Source organism: uncultured Rikenella sp. (genome assembly GCF_947628055.1).
Taxonomy (GTDB): Bacteria; Bacteroidota; Bacteroidia; order Bacteroidales; family Rikenellaceae; genus Rikenella.
Map to the genome: position 1 here is coordinate 1 of NZ_CANQYJ010000056.1, position 16,169 is coordinate 16,169.

The 16,169-nt window shown below is 56.6% G+C and carries 11 protein-coding genes and 1 tRNA gene; 4 read left to right on the plus strand and 8 right to left on the minus strand.

The annotated features are described in order from the left end of the window. A tRNA-Leu gene (locus Q0Z93_RS06405) sits at window positions 1-77 on the plus strand. Between the two features lie 291 nt (window positions 78-368). Here the strand turns inward: Q0Z93_RS06405 and Q0Z93_RS06410 are convergent. Both Q0Z93_RS06410 and Q0Z93_RS06415 read right to left on the minus strand, forming a co-directional pair. After that, window positions 369-944, minus strand: coding sequence for a hypothetical protein (locus Q0Z93_RS06410; RefSeq protein WP_298063914.1), 576 nt, complete (start codon window positions 942-944; stop codon window positions 369-371). 607 nt (window positions 945-1,551) lie between these two features. After that, window positions 1,552-2,052, minus strand: coding sequence for a GNAT family N-acetyltransferase (locus tag Q0Z93_RS06415; RefSeq protein WP_298063916.1), 501 nt, complete (start codon window positions 2,050-2,052; stop codon window positions 1,552-1,554). Window positions 2,053-3,283: 1,231 nt separating this feature from the next. Here Q0Z93_RS06415 and ychF point away from each other — a divergent pair. After that, window positions 3,284-4,387, plus strand: a complete 1,104-nt coding sequence (gene ychF, locus Q0Z93_RS06420) for a redox-regulated ATPase YchF (RefSeq protein WP_298063919.1) — start codon at window positions 3,284-3,286, stop codon at window positions 4,385-4,387. A gap of 78 nt (window positions 4,388-4,465) precedes the next feature. Here the strand turns inward: ychF and Q0Z93_RS06425 are convergent, their stop codons facing one another. The 4 genes from Q0Z93_RS06425 to Q0Z93_RS06440 form a co-directional block, all read right to left on the minus strand. Continuing rightward, window positions 4,466-4,657: a hypothetical protein gene (locus Q0Z93_RS06425; RefSeq protein ID WP_298063922.1), complete on the minus strand. Its 192-nt coding sequence runs from the start codon at window positions 4,655-4,657 to the stop codon at window positions 4,466-4,468. A 207-nt stretch (window positions 4,658-4,864) separates the two neighbouring features. Further along, entirely contained in the window at window positions 4,865-5,737 is an 873-nt protein-coding gene (locus tag Q0Z93_RS06430) for an AraC family transcriptional regulator (RefSeq protein WP_298063925.1), read from the minus strand. A gap of 434 nt (window positions 5,738-6,171) precedes the next feature. After that, window positions 6,172-8,181 (minus strand): DNA mismatch repair endonuclease MutL, encoded by a 2,010-nt coding sequence (mutL, locus tag Q0Z93_RS06435; protein WP_298063927.1) that lies wholly within the window; start codon window positions 8,179-8,181, stop codon window positions 6,172-6,174. Between the two features lie 152 nt (window positions 8,182-8,333). After that, window positions 8,334-8,633, minus strand: a complete 300-nt coding sequence (locus tag Q0Z93_RS06440; RefSeq protein ID WP_298063930.1) for a hypothetical protein — start codon at window positions 8,631-8,633, stop codon at window positions 8,334-8,336. A gap of 1,262 nt (window positions 8,634-9,895) precedes the next feature. Here Q0Z93_RS06440 and dnaK point away from each other — a divergent pair. Both dnaK and Q0Z93_RS06450 read left to right on the plus strand, forming a co-directional pair. Further along, window positions 9,896-11,815 carry a molecular chaperone DnaK gene (dnaK, locus tag Q0Z93_RS06445; RefSeq protein WP_298063932.1) on the plus strand — a complete coding sequence of 640 codons (1,920 nt, stop codon included), beginning with the start codon at window positions 9,896-9,898 and terminating at the stop codon, window positions 11,813-11,815. Between the two features lie 200 nt (window positions 11,816-12,015). After that, window positions 12,016-12,804: a glycoside hydrolase family 16 protein gene (locus Q0Z93_RS06450; RefSeq protein ID WP_298063935.1), complete on the plus strand. Its 789-nt coding sequence runs from the start codon at window positions 12,016-12,018 to the stop codon at window positions 12,802-12,804. 1,288 nt (window positions 12,805-14,092) lie between these two features. Here Q0Z93_RS06450 and mazG read toward each other — a convergent pair. Next, window positions 14,093-14,881, minus strand: coding sequence for a nucleoside triphosphate pyrophosphohydrolase (gene mazG, locus Q0Z93_RS06455; protein WP_298063938.1), 789 nt, complete (start codon window positions 14,879-14,881; stop codon window positions 14,093-14,095). Then, a complete protein-coding gene (locus tag Q0Z93_RS06460) occupies window positions 14,878-15,843 on the minus strand; it encodes a beta-1,6-N-acetylglucosaminyltransferase (RefSeq protein WP_298063941.1) in 966 nt (321 codons plus the stop codon). Before Q0Z93_RS06460 ends, mazG begins: the two co-directional genes overlap by 4 nt. Between the last annotated feature and the right edge of the window lie 326 nt (window positions 15,844-16,169).

The window sequence follows — 16,169 nt, forward strand, 5'->3', positions numbered from 1 at the left end:
GGCGGAATAGGTAGACGCGCACGTTTCAGGTGCGTGTGCCGCAAGGCGTGCAGGTTCGATTCCTGTCCTGGGCACCATAGACAGTTGATAATTAAAAGATTATCAACTGTTTTTTATTTTTAGGACAGACAAAGGGTAGCCAAACACAACGCCACCCAACATTTTCAACACATAGAATCTTAGTCGACTTGCAACATAAAAGCGAAGCCTCCACGGATGCGGAAGCCTCGCCTGTCTTTTTGCACTGTCAACCCTCAAAGGGGTGCTGGGGGTAAGGAGTAGCCCTCATCCTCGGATAAGGGTCAAGTCTGAAAAATTGTTCAATTATTTCGCGGATGCGGTAGAACGTTTTGGCGGGCTCCGGCCTATCACCAATCGTCTTGTGCATCTTGAACGGTCGATGTATGCAGTATGCTGTTGATGATGCCGTTCATCTTTGCAACAACAATATCATAATTCTTTTGCTTTTTATCTTGCAATACGCCGTTTTTGAAATACGCCTCTATATATTTAGAAAAATTTCCATGGGTGTATTTGCCTTGAATATCTCGATACTCAACTCTATCCTCAATGATAGGCGCCGAAACACGCACTCGCCCATCTTTAATACGGAATTCTAATTGATAAAAACCGCCAAACGACTGGTCTTTTACATAGCCGAATGGTTTAGCTCGGATTAAATCATCCGAAAACGCACGGATTTTAATCGATGCGTCCTCAACACCCGACATCACTTTTGACGGGTCGTTATAGGTCGAACCTACATTAGTGGCAAGCTCTTGATAAATTTGATGCGCGGTCTTGCCCTCAAAAGGCACGACAATAAAATCCTTGCCGTCCTCGGTTTGGTATGTGCCATCGGGCTTTAAGACGAAGTTCACGAGGTTTTGCGCCATCGCCGCCAACGGCAGCACAAGCATCATCATCATGATTAACTTTTTCATTTGTTTCATTCGGTTTTATTGGTTTTGCGCATTATTGCCGTTCATTATGCCGGTTGACTGGGTATGCGCACTTGCCGATAAAACAAAAGCGCAGACTTCAGTCAGTCTTAGCACACCGCAACCCTATTCAAACAGGAGAAAGCCACGCCCGTATGGCACGACTTTCGATTTGATTATCATAGCTCGTTACATTCCGAGGTGGTGATTCCGACTGCGAGTGAGCTAATAGGCAAGGTGTGCGATACTCCAAAGGAATATCGCCTTTAAAATTAGGCATAATAGTCAAGACTTGTTCTGGCTGTCTGTATATCGGACAAAAAACGGTCGGATGTTTGTTGCGGAGTTACACAACTTTCTTCATCTCACAACCGGATGAGATTTTATCATTCTCATTCGGTTTTATTGTTTCCGGATTTTGGAGTTGATGCTTTGCCTCGGCGATCCGCTTTTCGGGAGTTTGCAGTGCCAACACGAGCAGCTGTCGGTCGCACTCTGCCCCGGTAGTGACCTGGCTGCCGGCGGTAGCCTTGTCCCGGGCACGAGGAGGCTGATAATCTTGCGATTATCAGCCTCCTCCGTTTCTCAGGTGCATATATCGCAAGCGGGCTCAGACCTCTATCCCCATGATGTAATCGTTCATATAATATCCGCCGCCGATCGGGAAATCGCCTTCGCGCACCACCCGCATCCCTATCCGCTCGTAGAATCCCCGCGCGGGGTTCGACCGGTTCACGTTCAGCTCCACCGTGCAGGGTGCGGGATGCAGCTCCTTTACCGCCCGGATCGCCTGCTCGAACAACCGGCGCCCGATCTGTTTTCCCTGCCACTCCGGCAGCACATAAATTTTCTGCAAATGAAAAAGATCGCTTCCCTGCCGCTGAATCGAGACGTATCCCACCGGCACACTGCTCTCTGCCCGGGCGATGTAATAAATATGACCTTCGTCGAGCATCTGCCGGCGCAGAGAGGTCTCGGAATACATCCACTCCATCATATAAGCCTGCTGCCCGGGCGAGAGGATTTCGGCATAAGTCGCCGGGAAAGCAATCTCTGCTACGCTTTGAATGGCTTCGATATCTTCGGTCGAGGCTTTTCCTATGCTTATCATTTCATTTGAATAATCGACGGCTGTAAAAATAACGGTTTTCTCCGAAATGGCCTCTCGGAATCCGGAATGGCGTGCCACTGCACGCTCTCTTTATTGTACTGTTCTTCTGTTTCGGGTCCGGCTCTGTGCGGGGGATGCTCGGCACTCGAGCCGCGGCCGTTGGCTGTTTTATTGGCCGCCTCTACCCCAAAGCCCCGCCGGCGCCGACCTTTTGGAACCGAAAACCGCAATCATGCTTTCTCCGCACGCTGGCGAAATTTTGTTCGGCTGTGATCTCTCCCTGTCAGGCCGGAGCCACCCCCGGCGGAGGGGCGGTGCCGCTCGGCACGTGAGCCGGGCTGGAACTACCCTAAGTTTCCCGGGCGTCCGACCTGGTGCCGCCCGGCACACGAACAGCGCGTTCCGAGAGGAACGCCGGCCTTGCGCGCTGGGCCTTCGGCCCACCCCCGGAGCGCGCAGGCCGAACCCGACAGGACGAATAGCCTGACCGTGTTTCCCTCCTGTCAGACTACAGGCTGCGAAAAAGTAAACAGGTAAGTTTTTGTGTCAGCGTGCAGACCCGGTGCCGCTCGGCACGCGAGCCGGATTGGAATTACCCCAACCTCGCAGACTGCGATCCAAAACTGTATTTTGCCCGCGCGCTGGCGGAAATCCTGTTCAAAAGCGCAAGCTGCTTTTGAACGATTTCCTTCTCCAGCCGTCGCGCGCGGGGAGTTTGAGGAGACTGCGCTCCCGCGCGGGGCCGCGTGTCCGCGGTGGACTTGCGAAACTGCGTTTCGCTTGGGTCGGAATTACCCCGAACAAAACCTGCGCGCCGGGGAAATCCGGTTCGCAGAACCGGGCGGGCCGGACGCCACCCCGCGGGAGACCCGATGCCGCTCGGCACTCGAGCCGGGCTGGAACTACCCTAAGTTTCCCGGGCGTCCGACCTGGTGCCGCCCGGCACTCCAATCGAGAATTTATCATGCCTCTCTCGCCGGCTCCGTACCGCAGCAAGAACTGATTTGTCCCGGTCAGCAGGCCGATGTTCTGCCACGTACATCGGCCCGTACCGCAGCAAAAACTGATTTATCCTCCCGCCCACCGGCAGACATTCGCGGAAAGTGCGAAATTAAGCGTATCTTTGCCGCGGGGTAAACCTATGCTTATACAGGCCGCGCCTCGGCAATCGGAACCTGCACGATTGCGCTCGGCCCGCACCGTCTTTGCCCCTCCTAAATCATTTCACAGTATGGCACTTCAATGCGGTATAGTCGGACTGCCGAACGTCGGCAAATCCACACTCTTCAACTGCCTGTCGAACGCGAAAGCACAGGCAGCCAACTTCCCGTTCTGCACCATCGAACCCAACGTCGGGGTCATCACCGTGCCCGACGAGCGGCTCACGAAGCTGGTCGAGATCGACCACCCGAAACGGGTGGTGCCCACCACCATCGAAATCGTGGACATCGCCGGATTAGTCAAGGGAGCGTCGAAAGGCGAAGGGCTCGGCAACAAGTTTCTGGCCAATATCCGCGAGACAGATGCGATCATCCACGTGCTGCGCTGTTTCGAGAACGGAAACATCACCCATGTGGACGGGTCGGTCGATCCGGTGCGCGACAAAGAGATCATCGACACCGAATTGCAGCTCAAAGACCTCGAAACCGTCGAAAGCCGCTTGGGGAAAGTGCAGAAACAGGCCCAGAGCGGCGGAGACAAGACCGCAAAACGGCTGTACGAAATTCTGGTGCGCTACAAGGAAGCGCTGGAACAGGGCCTGTCGGCGCGGACGGTGATGCTGGACAACAAGGAGGACGAAAAATTAGTGGCAGACTTGTGCCTGCTGACGAGCAAGCCGGTGCTGTACGTCTGCAACGTGGACGAGGCTTCGGCGGTGGCGGGGAACGAACATACCCGTGCGGTGGCCGAAGCGATCCGGGACGAAGGGGCCCAGATGCTGATCGTGGCGGCGGCCACGGAAGCGGATATTGCCGAGTTGGAGAGCTACGAGGAGCGGCAGATGTTTCTCTCGGACTTAGGGTTGGAGGAGTCGGGGGTGTCGCGGTTGATCCGGGCGGCGTATGCGCTGCTGAATCTGGAGACCTATTTCACCACGGGGCCGGACGAAACGCGGGCCTGGACTTATGCCAAAGGGACGAAAGCGCCGCAGGCGGCGGGGATCATCCACACCGACTTCGAGCGGGGCTTTATCCGGGCCGAGGTCATTAAGTATGCGGACTATGTGGCTTTGGGTTCTGAAAAGGCGTGCCGCGAAGCGGGCAAGATCGGAATCGAAGGCAAAGAGTATGTGGTGCAGGACGGGGACATCATGCACTTCCTGTTCAATGTCTGACGGACGGGATCGCCCTGTTCAGGCGGGGAGAGAGATGATTCAGGCCTGTTTCCCGATTCCCGCCTCATATCGATTCTGTTATGCACGATCCTTTTCATCGGCGGCTCGTCGGAATCGGACATGCTGAATGGTTATCTGAAAATTGCGAGTGCCTGCGAGGAGGATAAGGAATTCATCCGAAAACTGATCGAGGAAATGAATTTCACGGTCGTTATGCGTGACGGCTTTTCCACCGGTGGATTTATTTTCGACGGCTTCCGCAAAAATCAAAGATTTGCAGTATGAAGTTCGGGCGGAATACGTGGACTTGCCTCTCACCCCTCCCGATCCGGGCCAGGTAATTCAGGCCGCGGTCGGCTTTTTCGATTCCATTATTTTTCCCCGCAAGTCTTGAAACGCAGCCCGCTGTCTCGTATACGCTGTCATCGGAAGGAGGTCTTTTCCGCAAAACTTTTCACCGGGGCGGAAACGGAAATATCAGCTGTTGCGGTACTGCTGCGGGCTCTGGCCTACATAGCGTTTGAAATATTTGCCGAAAAACGACACGTTCGGGAAATTGAGCGAGATGGAGATCTCCTTGATGGGCATGTTGGTCGATTTGAGCAGCGCTTTGGCGTCCATGATGACCACGTCTGCGATCAGTTCGGCCACCGTTTTGCCTGTCTGCTGTTTGACTGTCGTGCAGAGGTGCTGGGCCGAGAGGCGCATCTGTTCGGCATAGAATGACACGCGTCTCTCGCGCGCGTAGTGTTTCATCACTAACCGGAACAGCTCTTTGCATATCTCCTCGCCGCGGCTCAGGCGGCGAGGGTCGTTTTCGCTTTCCACTTTCGTGTACATGCCGGCGATGCCGTAGAGCAGCGATTCCAGCACGCAGCGCTGGATTTCGGGATGGGTCAGCATGTCGCCGACAAACATCTTGTATAAGAGTGCGAAATATTCTCTGTAAATCTCTGCCGTCTCCGCTTTCAGCGGCAGCACGGGGTTTTCGATCATCATCGGGAAAAAATCCAGGGACGATTTGAGGAGATTCACCTCGCCCACGAATTTGGACGAAAAACCCACGAACGAGAGCCGGAAATCGGTGTCCGATCCGTGGAATTGGATCACGCTGCCGGGGGCCACGACAATAAAGTCGTTTTTCCGGATCCGGCACTCTTTCAGGTTGATAGTGGCTGTCAGTTCGCCTTCGACGCAGAGGACGAAGATCCCTGCCTTGATCTTGCACGGTACGTTGTACCAACCCAACACTTCGCGGGTGATGTCGACCCAGGCGAAAAAGTCCACCGGCAGGTCGATGTCCGGAAGCCGGTCGGAGGGCGCATTTTTGTCGAGCAGGCGGTTTTCCATAGTCTGTATTTAAAAATCGACTATAAAAATAGCATAAATGTTTTGAATAATCGGTATTTTCTGAAAAACGGATTACTTTTTACGCTGAACGGAGCGTATCTCGAAGTCGGGAAAGTCCGATCGGTGCCGTATGGGATAAACCGATTGCTTGCCCGGCGGGGGCCCCGTTGGGGTTTTTATTGGAGTTTGTATTGCTTGTTTAAGGTAGTTATAGCTCTTTGCCCGGCGCGCGGCCCCGTCGGGGCTTTGGGCAGGGGGTATTGCTTTTTAGGGTAGTTCCAGCCCGGCTCGTGTGCCGAGCGGCATCGCCAGCCCCCAAATCCCACCGCTGCCTCCGCATCCTCAGCGCCCGCAACCATGTTGAACCGAAGCCAGAACACACAGTGCAACCCCCAAGATAGCCAGCACGAAGATCCCCCTCCGGTGTTGATCCGTTACTTTTTCAACCGTTTGACAACCTCGGCCGTCGACACGACAGTCATCACCGGTCGCCCGTCAGGCGTATAATTCGGTTCGTCGCAGCCGAACAATTGCCGCACCAGCGCATCCGCCTCGACCGCCGAGACCGGATGCGCCATTCCGTCCGGCGCGAACAGCGCCGCACAGCAACTCCGCGCCATCGCCGCCGCCAGCCGTTCCCGATGATTATCCCGCAACGACACCCCCTCCTCCTTGATTTGCGACAACAATTCCTCCACAGCCATTGCCGGCGTAACCGCAGCCCCCATCTCGACCGGCAAACCGTAGACCACCACAGTCGAGCCCCCCATATCCCGCAAGTCGAACCCCATTGCAGCCAGCTCCTGGGTATGTTCCATCAGTAAAAAATGATCCGCAGGAGAGAGCTCGACCGTCTCCGGAAACAGATCCCGCTGCCCCGTTACCGAGAAATCGTTCTCCATGCGCCGCAGAAACTCCTCGTAAGTCACCCTCAGCTTGGCCCGCGCCCGGTCGATGATAACCGCCCCGTCCGCCGTCGTGGTGACGATATACCTTCCGCCGCCGAAAACCAGACTGCGCGGCACCGCCGAAGCCATAGGGACATCCGAGCCCGCCAGCGGCAACGCACCCTGCTCCGGTTCCTGCCGCTCCGCCGCCCCCGGGACGGCAGATTCGTATTCGCTGTACGTCTCTTCGCCGGGCAGCAGCGAAACAGGAGCCGAAGGCGAAAGCGAAGCAGGATCCGGTATGGTCAGCGACGGCGGGATCATCTCCGTAAACGGCGCCTGCTCCGGGTCGTCGAACGTTTTCGGCCGCTTGGATGCGGCATAAGCCGAATCAGACCCGGCAGACGTGTCCCATTCCGGCCTGTCGTAGCTGCGGAACGGGTTGTAGTCGTCCCTGACCGACACCGGCGGCGGCGCGGGCATCCGTTTGTTGTCTTTTGCCTGGTGGGAAGGATAGACCGGTATCTCTAACCCCGGAACCGGGTTCTCGAAATCGAGCATCGGCACGACATTGTGCTTCCCTAAGCTCCGCGCCACGGCCGAGGCGAGCATCTGCCACAAGGCCTGCTCATCCTCGAACTTGATTTCGGTCTTCTGCGGATGGATATTCACGTCGATCCGGGCGGGATCGACCTGGATGTAGATAAAATACGACGGGGTATACCCATACGGCAAGAGCTTGCTGTACCCCGAAACGACCGCCTTTTGCAGATAGGGCGACCGGAAATAGCGGCCGTTGACGAAAAAGAACTGTTCGGTGCCGCTTTTCTTGGCGGTAGCGGGCAGCCCCACGTAGCCGCCGATCCGCACGATCGGGGTGTCGACTTCCACATCGAGGAGTTTGTCGCCGGTTTTACGTCCCACGATGGCGGCGATGCGCTGCCGCAGTCCCCCCGGGCCTAAGCTGAACAGGGTTTTGTCGTCCGCCACGAGGGTGAATGCTACCTCCGGATGGCACAAGGCCACTCTTTGGAATTCAACGATGACTTGTTTGGTTTCGGTGGTATCCGCTTTGAGGAATTTCCGGCGCGCCGGGGTGTTGAAAAAGAGATTCCGCACGAGAATCTGGGTTCCCTGCGGACAGCTCACGCTCTCGGTTCTGGCATCGGCTTCGGTTCCTCCGGCAATGGTCACGAGGGTGCCCACTTCGTCCCCCCCGCGCCGGGTGCGCAGCTCGACTTCGGCCACCGAGGCGATCGACGCCAGTGCCTCGCCCCGGAACCCGAATGTCTGCAAGGCGAACAGATCGTCCGATTTTCTGATTTTGGAGGTGGCATGCCGCGCAAAACACAATACAGCGTCTTCTGCGGCCATGCCGCATCCGTCGTCGATCACTTGCACGAGGCTTTTGCCGCCGTCGCGCACCACCACGCTGACGCTTTGCGCTCCGGCATCCACTGCGTTCTCCATCAGCTCTTTGACCATGGAGGCGGGACGCTGCACCACTTCGCCGGCGGCGATCTGGTTGGCCACGTTATCGGGCAGTATCTGAATCAAGTTCGAGGCCAAGGATTTGTTTATATAAATAAGGTATGTCTTCAGTTGAAAAGCGAGGCGCAGTTCTTCGGAACGGCTTCCTTCGGCGATAGCGGCGCAAAGCGGCGCGAGGAACGTGTGCCGAGAACGAAATTTCGCTCCGGCTCTCTGACTTACATTGCTCGTCCGAAGTAGGTGAACATCAGGTAGAGCACGCCTACGACGAAAGCCAGGAAGATCACTGTCCGGATCGTTGTCCGCCGGCTGCGTTCCGCACGCTGCCGTTCGCGTTCCTGCATCCGCAGCAGGCGTTTTTCGCGGATATACATGCCGGGTTTGTATTCTCCTTCGGTGTATTCTTCGCCGAGAATCATGCGGCGCCGGGCTTCGCGTTCCTCGGCTTCGGGGTCCCAATGGCGGGGCTTGTATTCGAACTGGCGCGGCTTGCGCCCGATTCCTGAAAATCCGAACATGGCGGTTGGGTGTTTTTTACAAAGATAATATATTTTAAACGTCGGGGGAGAGGGTTTCATTGCCGGGAGCGGTTTTTCGGGGGCGCGGTGCCGCCGGGCACGCGAACTGCACCTTTCGGGTGTTTTATTGACCTGCTGGCAGCAAGATAGATTACCCCAAAGAGGGACCGCCCTCAGGCCGGGCTGGAACTACCTCTTGGCCGGAGCCAGCGGGGCTTTGGGGTAGAGGCGGCCAATAAAACAGCCAACGGCTGCGGTTCGGGTGCCGAGCGGCATCTCCGGCCTGACAAAGAGAGATCATTGAGATCAACCGCACTGTTTTTTTTGCACTATTTGTGACCACAGGTTGCGCGGGCTGCGGGTGCCCCGCCAGGCTTGCGAAACTGCGTTTCGCTTGGGCAGTCTCTAATCCAACTTATTTTTCCCCGCGCGCCGGGAAAATTGTTCGGTTTCAACTCTCGTTGAAACCGTCGATTTTCCTTTTCCGGCGTGGCGCGCGGGGTGTTTGAGGGTACTGCCCTCACGCCGGGCTGGCGGTGCCGCTCGGCACGCGAACCGGGCTGGAATTACCCGAAACGTTTACGCTGACTTCGGGGCGTACTCGTGTTTCGGAACCGTTTTTGTCTCGAGCGCCGGTGAAAATCCGGTTCGCAGAACCGGGCGGGCCGCAGCCTCCCGCAGCGGAGGCCCGCAACTCTTTAATCGCTTGCGCGAGAGTTGCGTTCCCCGCAGGCTGCGCCCTCTTTACCACTAAAAAATGTATTTACCCGCGCGCTGGCGGAAATCCTGTTCAAAAGCAATTCATGCTTTTGAACGATTTCCTGCTCCAGCAATCGCGCGCGGAACTGGTGTTGCTCGGTTCTTGGTCGCACAAGGAAGAAAGTGCCTCCGCAGCTCGAGGCGGCTAAAAAAAGCACCCACCCGGCACGAAGGCAAAAAAGAAAGGTTTTTTTTAAAACTAAACCCCCGCCCAGCGAGGGAATGCCGAATAGCAGAATAACTCTCGGCTAACAAGCCCCCGCCTGATCGAAGCAACAAAAAAGTTCTCTTTGCGAACAAAGAGAACAACTCCCGCACATAGCCAAAGAACAAAAGAGACGACAAAAATAAGCAAAATCCGCCGAAAAATCCGGTCGGAATGTCAGCCCGCCCACCCCACCGGAATGGCAGAGAAGACTGACATTTTGACAAAAAAGAGATTTGGCATAGCGCTTGTTAGGTAAGCAGGTACAAATAAAATACAAAAAAACAGTAACCATATTATGGGAAAAATCATCGGTATAGACCTCGGCACCACCAACTCCTGCGTGGCCGTCATGGAAGGCAACGAACCCGTCGTGATTCCAAACAGCGAAGGACATCGCACCACACCTTCGATCGTGGCATTCACCGAAAACGGCGAACGGAAAGTCGGCGACCCGGCCAAACGGCAGGCGATCACCAACCCGAAACGGACTATTTTTTCGATCAAGCGGTTCATGGGTGAGACCTACAGCCAGGTCGGCGACGAAATGAAACGCGTGCCGTACGAAGTCAAAGACGAACACGGCGTGCCCCGGATCGCGATCGACGGCAGACTCTACAGCCCGCAGGAAATCTCGGCCATGACCTTGCAAAAGATGAAGAAGACCGCCGAAGATTATCTGGGACAGGAAGTGACCGAAGCGGTGATCACCGTACCGGCATACTTCAACGACTCGCAGCGGCAGGCGACGAAAGAGGCGGGGGAAATCGCCGGGCTGAAAGTGGCCCGGATCATCAACGAACCGACCGCGGCGGCATTGGCCTACGGGCTCGAAAAGTCCGACAAGGACATGAAAATCGCCGTCTATGACCTCGGCGGGGGGACATTCGATATTTCGATCCTCGAATTAGGGGACGGCGTGTTTGAAGTGAAGTCCACCAACGGGGACACGCACCTCGGCGGGGACGACTTCGACCACGTGATTATCGACTGGCTGGCCGGGGAATTTGAAGCACAGCACCATGTGGACTTGCGGAAAGACCCGATGGCACTGCAGCGGCTTAAGGAAGCGGCGGAAAAAGCCAAGATCGAACTGTCGAGCGCGACCTCCACGGAGATCAACCTGCCGTACATCATGCCGATCGACGGCATCCCGCAGCACTTGGTCACGACCTTGACGCGGGCGAAATTCGAGCAGCTGGCCGACACATTGATCCACGCCACGATCGAACCGTGCCGCAAGGCCTTGGAAGACGCTGGGCTGACAGCTTCGCAGATCGACGACGTCATTTTGGTGGGCGGTTCGACCCGGATTCCGGCCATCCAACAGGTGGTCAAGGAATTCTTCGGCAAAGAACCGTCCAAAGGGGTCAACCCGGACGAAGTGGTGGCGATCGGAGCAGCTATTCAGGGAGGCGTGCTGACCGGCGAAGTCAAGGACGTGCTGTTGCTGGATGTGACCCCGCTGTCGCTGGGGATCGAAACGATGGGCGGCGTGATGACCAAACTGATCGACGCCAACACCACGATTCCGACGCGCAAGTCGGAAGTCTTCTCCACGGCATCGGACAACCAGCCGTCGGTGGAAATCCATGTGCTGCAGGGCGAACGCCAGATGGCGCGGGACAACAAGACGATCGGCCGGTTCCATCTGGACGGCATTCCGGCAGCCCCGCGCGGCGTGCCGCAGATCGAAGTGACGTTCGACATCGACGCCAACGGGATCCTCAACGTCTCGGCCAAGGACAAGGGGACGGGCAAGGAACAGAGCATCCGCATCGAGGCATCGTCGGGGTTGAGCGAGGCCGAAATCCAGCGCATGCGCGACGAAGCGAAAGCGAACGAAGCCAAGGATAAGGAGGAACGCGAGCGGGTGGACAAGATCAATGCGGCAGACTCGCTGATCTTCAGTACGGAAAAGCAGCTCAAGGAGTACGGCGACAAGATTCCGGCAGACAAGAAGTCGGCGATCGAGACGGCGTTGAACGGGCTGAAAGAAGCGCACAAGGCGCAGAACTTGGCGGACATCGACAAATATTCGGAAGGGCTGAATGCGGCATGGCAGGCGGCTTCGCAGGATATTTACAATGCGGGCAACAATGGCGGCGGAGCGAATCCGGGCGCAGGTTCTGCCGGTGCGGGTTCCGCGTCGCAGTCGCAGTCGCAGCAGCGGGAAGAAGACGGCCCGCATGATGTGGAATTCGAGGAAGTAAAATAAGGCGATTCGATTCGTATAGTCATTCGTATAGTCGACGAGCGTCCTTCCCTGATCAAGGGGAGGGACGCTTTTTTTTCAGGCAATCCGCAACGGGGCAAAGGGATCGACGCTTGACGCGGACGGGAAAAATCGCTACTTTTGCTCTGCCGCAAACCAAGCGGCAGGATTGATTCGACTACTAACACAAACTTTCTCTATACATGTTAAAACAACTGTTTTCAGTTGCAACGATCGCTTTTTTTCTGATCGGCTGCACTTCCGAACCGGCATCGAAATGGCAATTGGTCTGGGAAGACGATTTTGACGGAGCCGTCGATTCCGCTTCCTGGTCGAAGATTCCCCGCCAGAACCGTCCCGAATGGTCGCGGAAAATGTCCGACAATCCGCTTTGTTACGACCTGCGGGACGGCAACCTCATTCTGCGGGCCATCGAGACTCCGGCGGGAACGACGGACACCGTGGATTACATCACCGGAGGCCTTTATACCAAAGGCAAGCGCGCATTCCACGGCGGCCGCATCGAGGTGTGCGCGCGGCTCCACGGGGCCAAAGGCGCATGGCCGGCCATCTGGCTGCTGCCTTTCGAGGAGGAGAAATATCCGTGGCCCACAGGGGGCGAGATCGACATCATGGAGCACCTGAATTACGATACGATAGCTTACCAGACGGTACACTCTTACTATACGAACAATCTGGGCAAGCGGCAGGATCCGCCGCAGGGCTCGACGGCGCCGATCCGGCCGGAAGACTACAACGTCTACGGGGTGGAACTTTATGCCGATTCGGTGGTCTTTTTCATCAACGACCGCCGCACTTTCATGTACCCGCGGATCGAAAACGGGCCCGAAGAGCAGTTCCCGTTCGACCGGCCTTATTACCTGCTGGTCGATATGCAGCTCGGGGGGCGCTGGGTGGGTGAGATCGATCCGCAGGATGTGCCTGTAGAGATGGAGGTGGACTGGGTCCGTTATTATCGCGAACGGGAATAGGGCTTTGCTCGGCCGGCGTCGGACGATGTTGCTGGACGCGAAAAGATTTTTGGTTGCGGTCTCCCTATATCGAGCCGGTGCCGCCCGGCCGCGAGCCGCAGCCGTTGGCTGTTTTATTGGCCGCCTTTACCCCAAAGCCCCCGATGGCTCCGGGGCGTCATCTGGAGAGTACGGCCAAACCGGATTTCGCCACCGCATAAGGCCGCCCGCTTCGCGGAATGATACTTTTCTCTTGTCGCTCATGCCGCGGAGGCCCTTTTTCTTATCCGCCTCGAGCCGGCGGGGCTCTTCATTTCTTTTGGCAGCAAAAGAACCGAGCAGCGTACCGAGAGCAGAGACCGCTTGCGGGCTATGCCGAGGCAGCGCGAGGAAGACCGCAGGTCAAAGTAGACAAAGAACCGACGCAGCAGGCGAGTGCCAATCGAGCTTGCTCGATTGGCCGAGGCGCCAGGAGGAAGGCGAAGCCAAACTGCCTCCAGCCGGTTTCGCCTTGTCGGGAGTCCGCGCATTCAGCGCGGCCCCCTCAAGGCAAAACACGACGCTTCTGGGGATGCTTTCGCGTATGGAGAAAATCGTTTCCCTCGTCAGCGGGCCGGAGCCAGCGGGGTGTTTGGGGTAGTTCCAGCCCGGTAAAAGCCTGTGTCTGATCGCTTTGTGTGCTGGGCAGACCGGGTCGGACGCCCGGGAGCGGCCGCTTTCCCGAGTTGGCGAGGGTTGCGGGCCTCCCGCGGGGCGGCGTCCGGCCCGACATTGAGAGATCACGGCCGAGCCGTCTTTCTCCACACGCGGAAGCCCCTCTCGGGAATGGGGTAGACACGGCAGACCCGAAAGTGCCGCGTTTGAGGGTTCGCAAAACATTATGTTTTGCGAAAGCCAAACCGACTTTCGGCGACTTCTTTGTTTTCTTTGCCCTTCAGTCTTCCTCGCACTACTTCGGCATAGCCCGCAAGCGGTCTCTGCTCTCGGTACGCCGCTCGGTTCTTGGTCGCACAAGAAAGAAAGTGCCTCCGCGGCATGAGCGGCAAAGAAAAATGTCATTCTGTGAGGCGGATGGCCCGGAGCCAGCGGAACGAACCGTTTAGGGTAGTTCCTGCTCGGCACTCGATCCGGGCTGGAACTACCCGAAACGCCTCCGCTGGCTCCGGGACGAGAAAGAAAACTTTTTATAAAGAATAAACATTCCGAGCGGTACCTGACCCGACTGTAAATACCCGAATGCCGGACGCTCTATCGTTTCGACGAAAGCGGGTTGGCCGCTATGTGTCAGGATGAAAAAATCCCCGGCCGGTTACTCCTCGTCGCACCCCTTGGCCTCCTGCCACAGCTCTTCGAGCCGCTCCGGAGCCAGACCTTGCATCGGAACCCCTTTTTTGATCGTCTGCTGCTCCATATAGCCGAACCGCTTGATAAACTTGCGGTTGGTACGCTCCAGCGCCAAGTCCGGATTCACCCCGTACAGCCGCGCCGCATTGACCACCGAGAAAAGCAAGTCGCCGAACTCCGCCTCCAGCCGGTCGGCATTTTTGTTGTCAATCTCGGCCTGCACCTCGGCGATTTCCTCCGCCACCTTGTTCCACACCAGCTTCCGCTCCGGCCAGTCGAACCCCACTGTCGATACCTTTTGCTGGATGCGGCACGCTTTCGGCAAAGCCGGCATCCCCCTCGGCACCCCCGAAAGAATCGTTTTGTTCCCGTCCTTCTCGCGCTGTTTCAACGCCTCCCAGTTTCGCACCACCTCGCCCGCATTCTTCACCGCCTCGGCATCGTAGACGTGCGGATGGCGGTAGACCAGCTTCTCGCACAGCGCCGCCGCCACGTCGCCGATGTCGAAACGGCCCTCCTCCTGCGCGATCTTGGCGTAGAAGACCACGTGCAGCAGCAGATCGCCCAACTCTTTCTTTATATATAACGGGTCGCCCGCCACGATCGCATCCAGCAGCTCGAAACACTCTTCGATCGTGGCGTTCCGCAGCGAAAGCATCGTCTGTTCCCTGTCCCACGGGCATTTTTCCCGCAGTTCGTCCATGATGTCCAACAGCCGCCCTATGGCGGCCAGCTTCTCTTCTTTGGTATTCATCGTTCGTGAATATGGCTGTCTATGAAATCCAGTATTTCCCGCCCCTCAGGAGTGCTGTCGTCGAACTTGCGGGCAAAAAGCAACTCCGGCTCGGTTTCGATCACGCGCAGCAGGGCATCGCGGTGGCTCGTGTCGAAAACGGCAGGGGTATGCCGGTCGCTCCAATCGACATAGTGCAAAGTGCCGCCGTCCAGCGGCCCCGGCAGCTTTTCGACGTTGTTGGCCACGAGGGTGTGGAAGAAACATTCCTCCGGAATCATCGTCCGCCGGTGAAAGTTCCGGTATTCCGGATGCGAGTCGGTCAGATCGAGCAATAGATCCCCCGTTTGCAGCGGAAATCCGCACCAAAACTCCCCGACATAATGCCGGTAGTCTTTCAACGGGAACTTCCGCCGGACGAAAAATGCCCCGATCGCCGCGAATAACTGCGAGGGCCGATAGCGTAATATCTTATAGTATGTCACGGCGTTCTCTTTGTCGATCCGATAAGGCCGTATCCGCTGCACCAACCTTCCGCCGAGATGGAAGTAGGTGTCGCGAACACGGTTCAGGCCGCCTTCGGACAGATTGGAGTAGGGTAGCGGTTCGGTCTGCATGAAAGTCGTCGAGGCGTGCGATTCGAGAAAATCGCGGATGTATGCCCTCGACCGTATCGGATAGTCCTGCCCGCTGAGCAGCACGATGAACCCCTCCTTTTCGTCCGGATGTTCCGCCTTGATTTTCCGCAGGGTGTTCAGAGCCGCGTCCACGGTGGAGATATGGCCCCATTTCGATGCCACCCGTTCCGTGTCGTCCAGGAAACGCACCTGGGGCTGCCCGGCGGTCTGCTGCCGGAACGGAGCGGTGCCGATCTGCTTGTCCACATGGATATAGAACCAGCTTTCCGGCCCTGCGAGCGCGCCGATCGTGCGTCCCAGCAGTGCAGGATGGTTGTATGTCAGGATGACGTAAAATATTTTCACTGCCTATAGTTTTGAAAATAAGCGGACTACAAAATTAATGAAAAAATATTTCGGAGCAAGATTTTGTGATGACGAAAAAGGTTTATACTTTTGTCCCCGCAAAAACGGAGAGGGGGTGAAAAAAGTGAGGGGGAAGAAAAATCGGAAAAAAGTTTTTGCGGAATTGAAAATTTGACATATCTTTGCATTCCGTTTCGACGGATTTTTGGCTTCGGCCGGGGTCCGGACAAACGGAAGAACGATAGATACGTTCATTGAAGTATTGCAGTGTAGTACGATAGTACGTCAAGTTTTTTGAGTTAGTGAGACAAGAGCACAGGAATAGA

Bases quoted from the DNA above. Each gene is read 5' to 3' on its own strand.
- Q0Z93_RS06410 (WP_298063914.1), bottom strand. From the start codon at position 944: ATGAAAAAGTTAATCATGATGATGATGCTTGTGCTGCCGTTGGCGGCG.
- Q0Z93_RS06440 (WP_298063930.1), bottom strand. From the start codon at position 8,633: ATGTTCGGATTTTCAGGAATCGGGCGCAAGCCGCGCCAGTTCGAATAC.
- Q0Z93_RS06430 (WP_298063925.1), bottom strand. From the start codon at position 5,737: ATGGAAAACCGCCTGCTCGACAAAAATGCGCCCTCCGACCGGCTTCCG.
- mazG (WP_298063938.1), bottom strand. From the start codon at position 14,881: ATGAATACCAAAGAAGAGAAGCTGGCCGCCATAGGGCGGCTGTTGGAC.
- Q0Z93_RS06450 (WP_298063935.1), top strand. From the start codon at position 12,016: ATGTTAAAACAACTGTTTTCAGTTGCAACGATCGCTTTTTTTCTGATC.
- ychF (WP_298063919.1), top strand. From the start codon at position 3,284: ATGGCACTTCAATGCGGTATAGTCGGACTGCCGAACGTCGGCAAATCC.
- dnaK (WP_298063932.1), top strand. From the start codon at position 9,896: ATGGGAAAAATCATCGGTATAGACCTCGGCACCACCAACTCCTGCGTG.
- Q0Z93_RS06415 (WP_298063916.1), bottom strand. From the start codon at position 2,052: ATGATAAGCATAGGAAAAGCCTCGACCGAAGATATCGAAGCCATTCAA.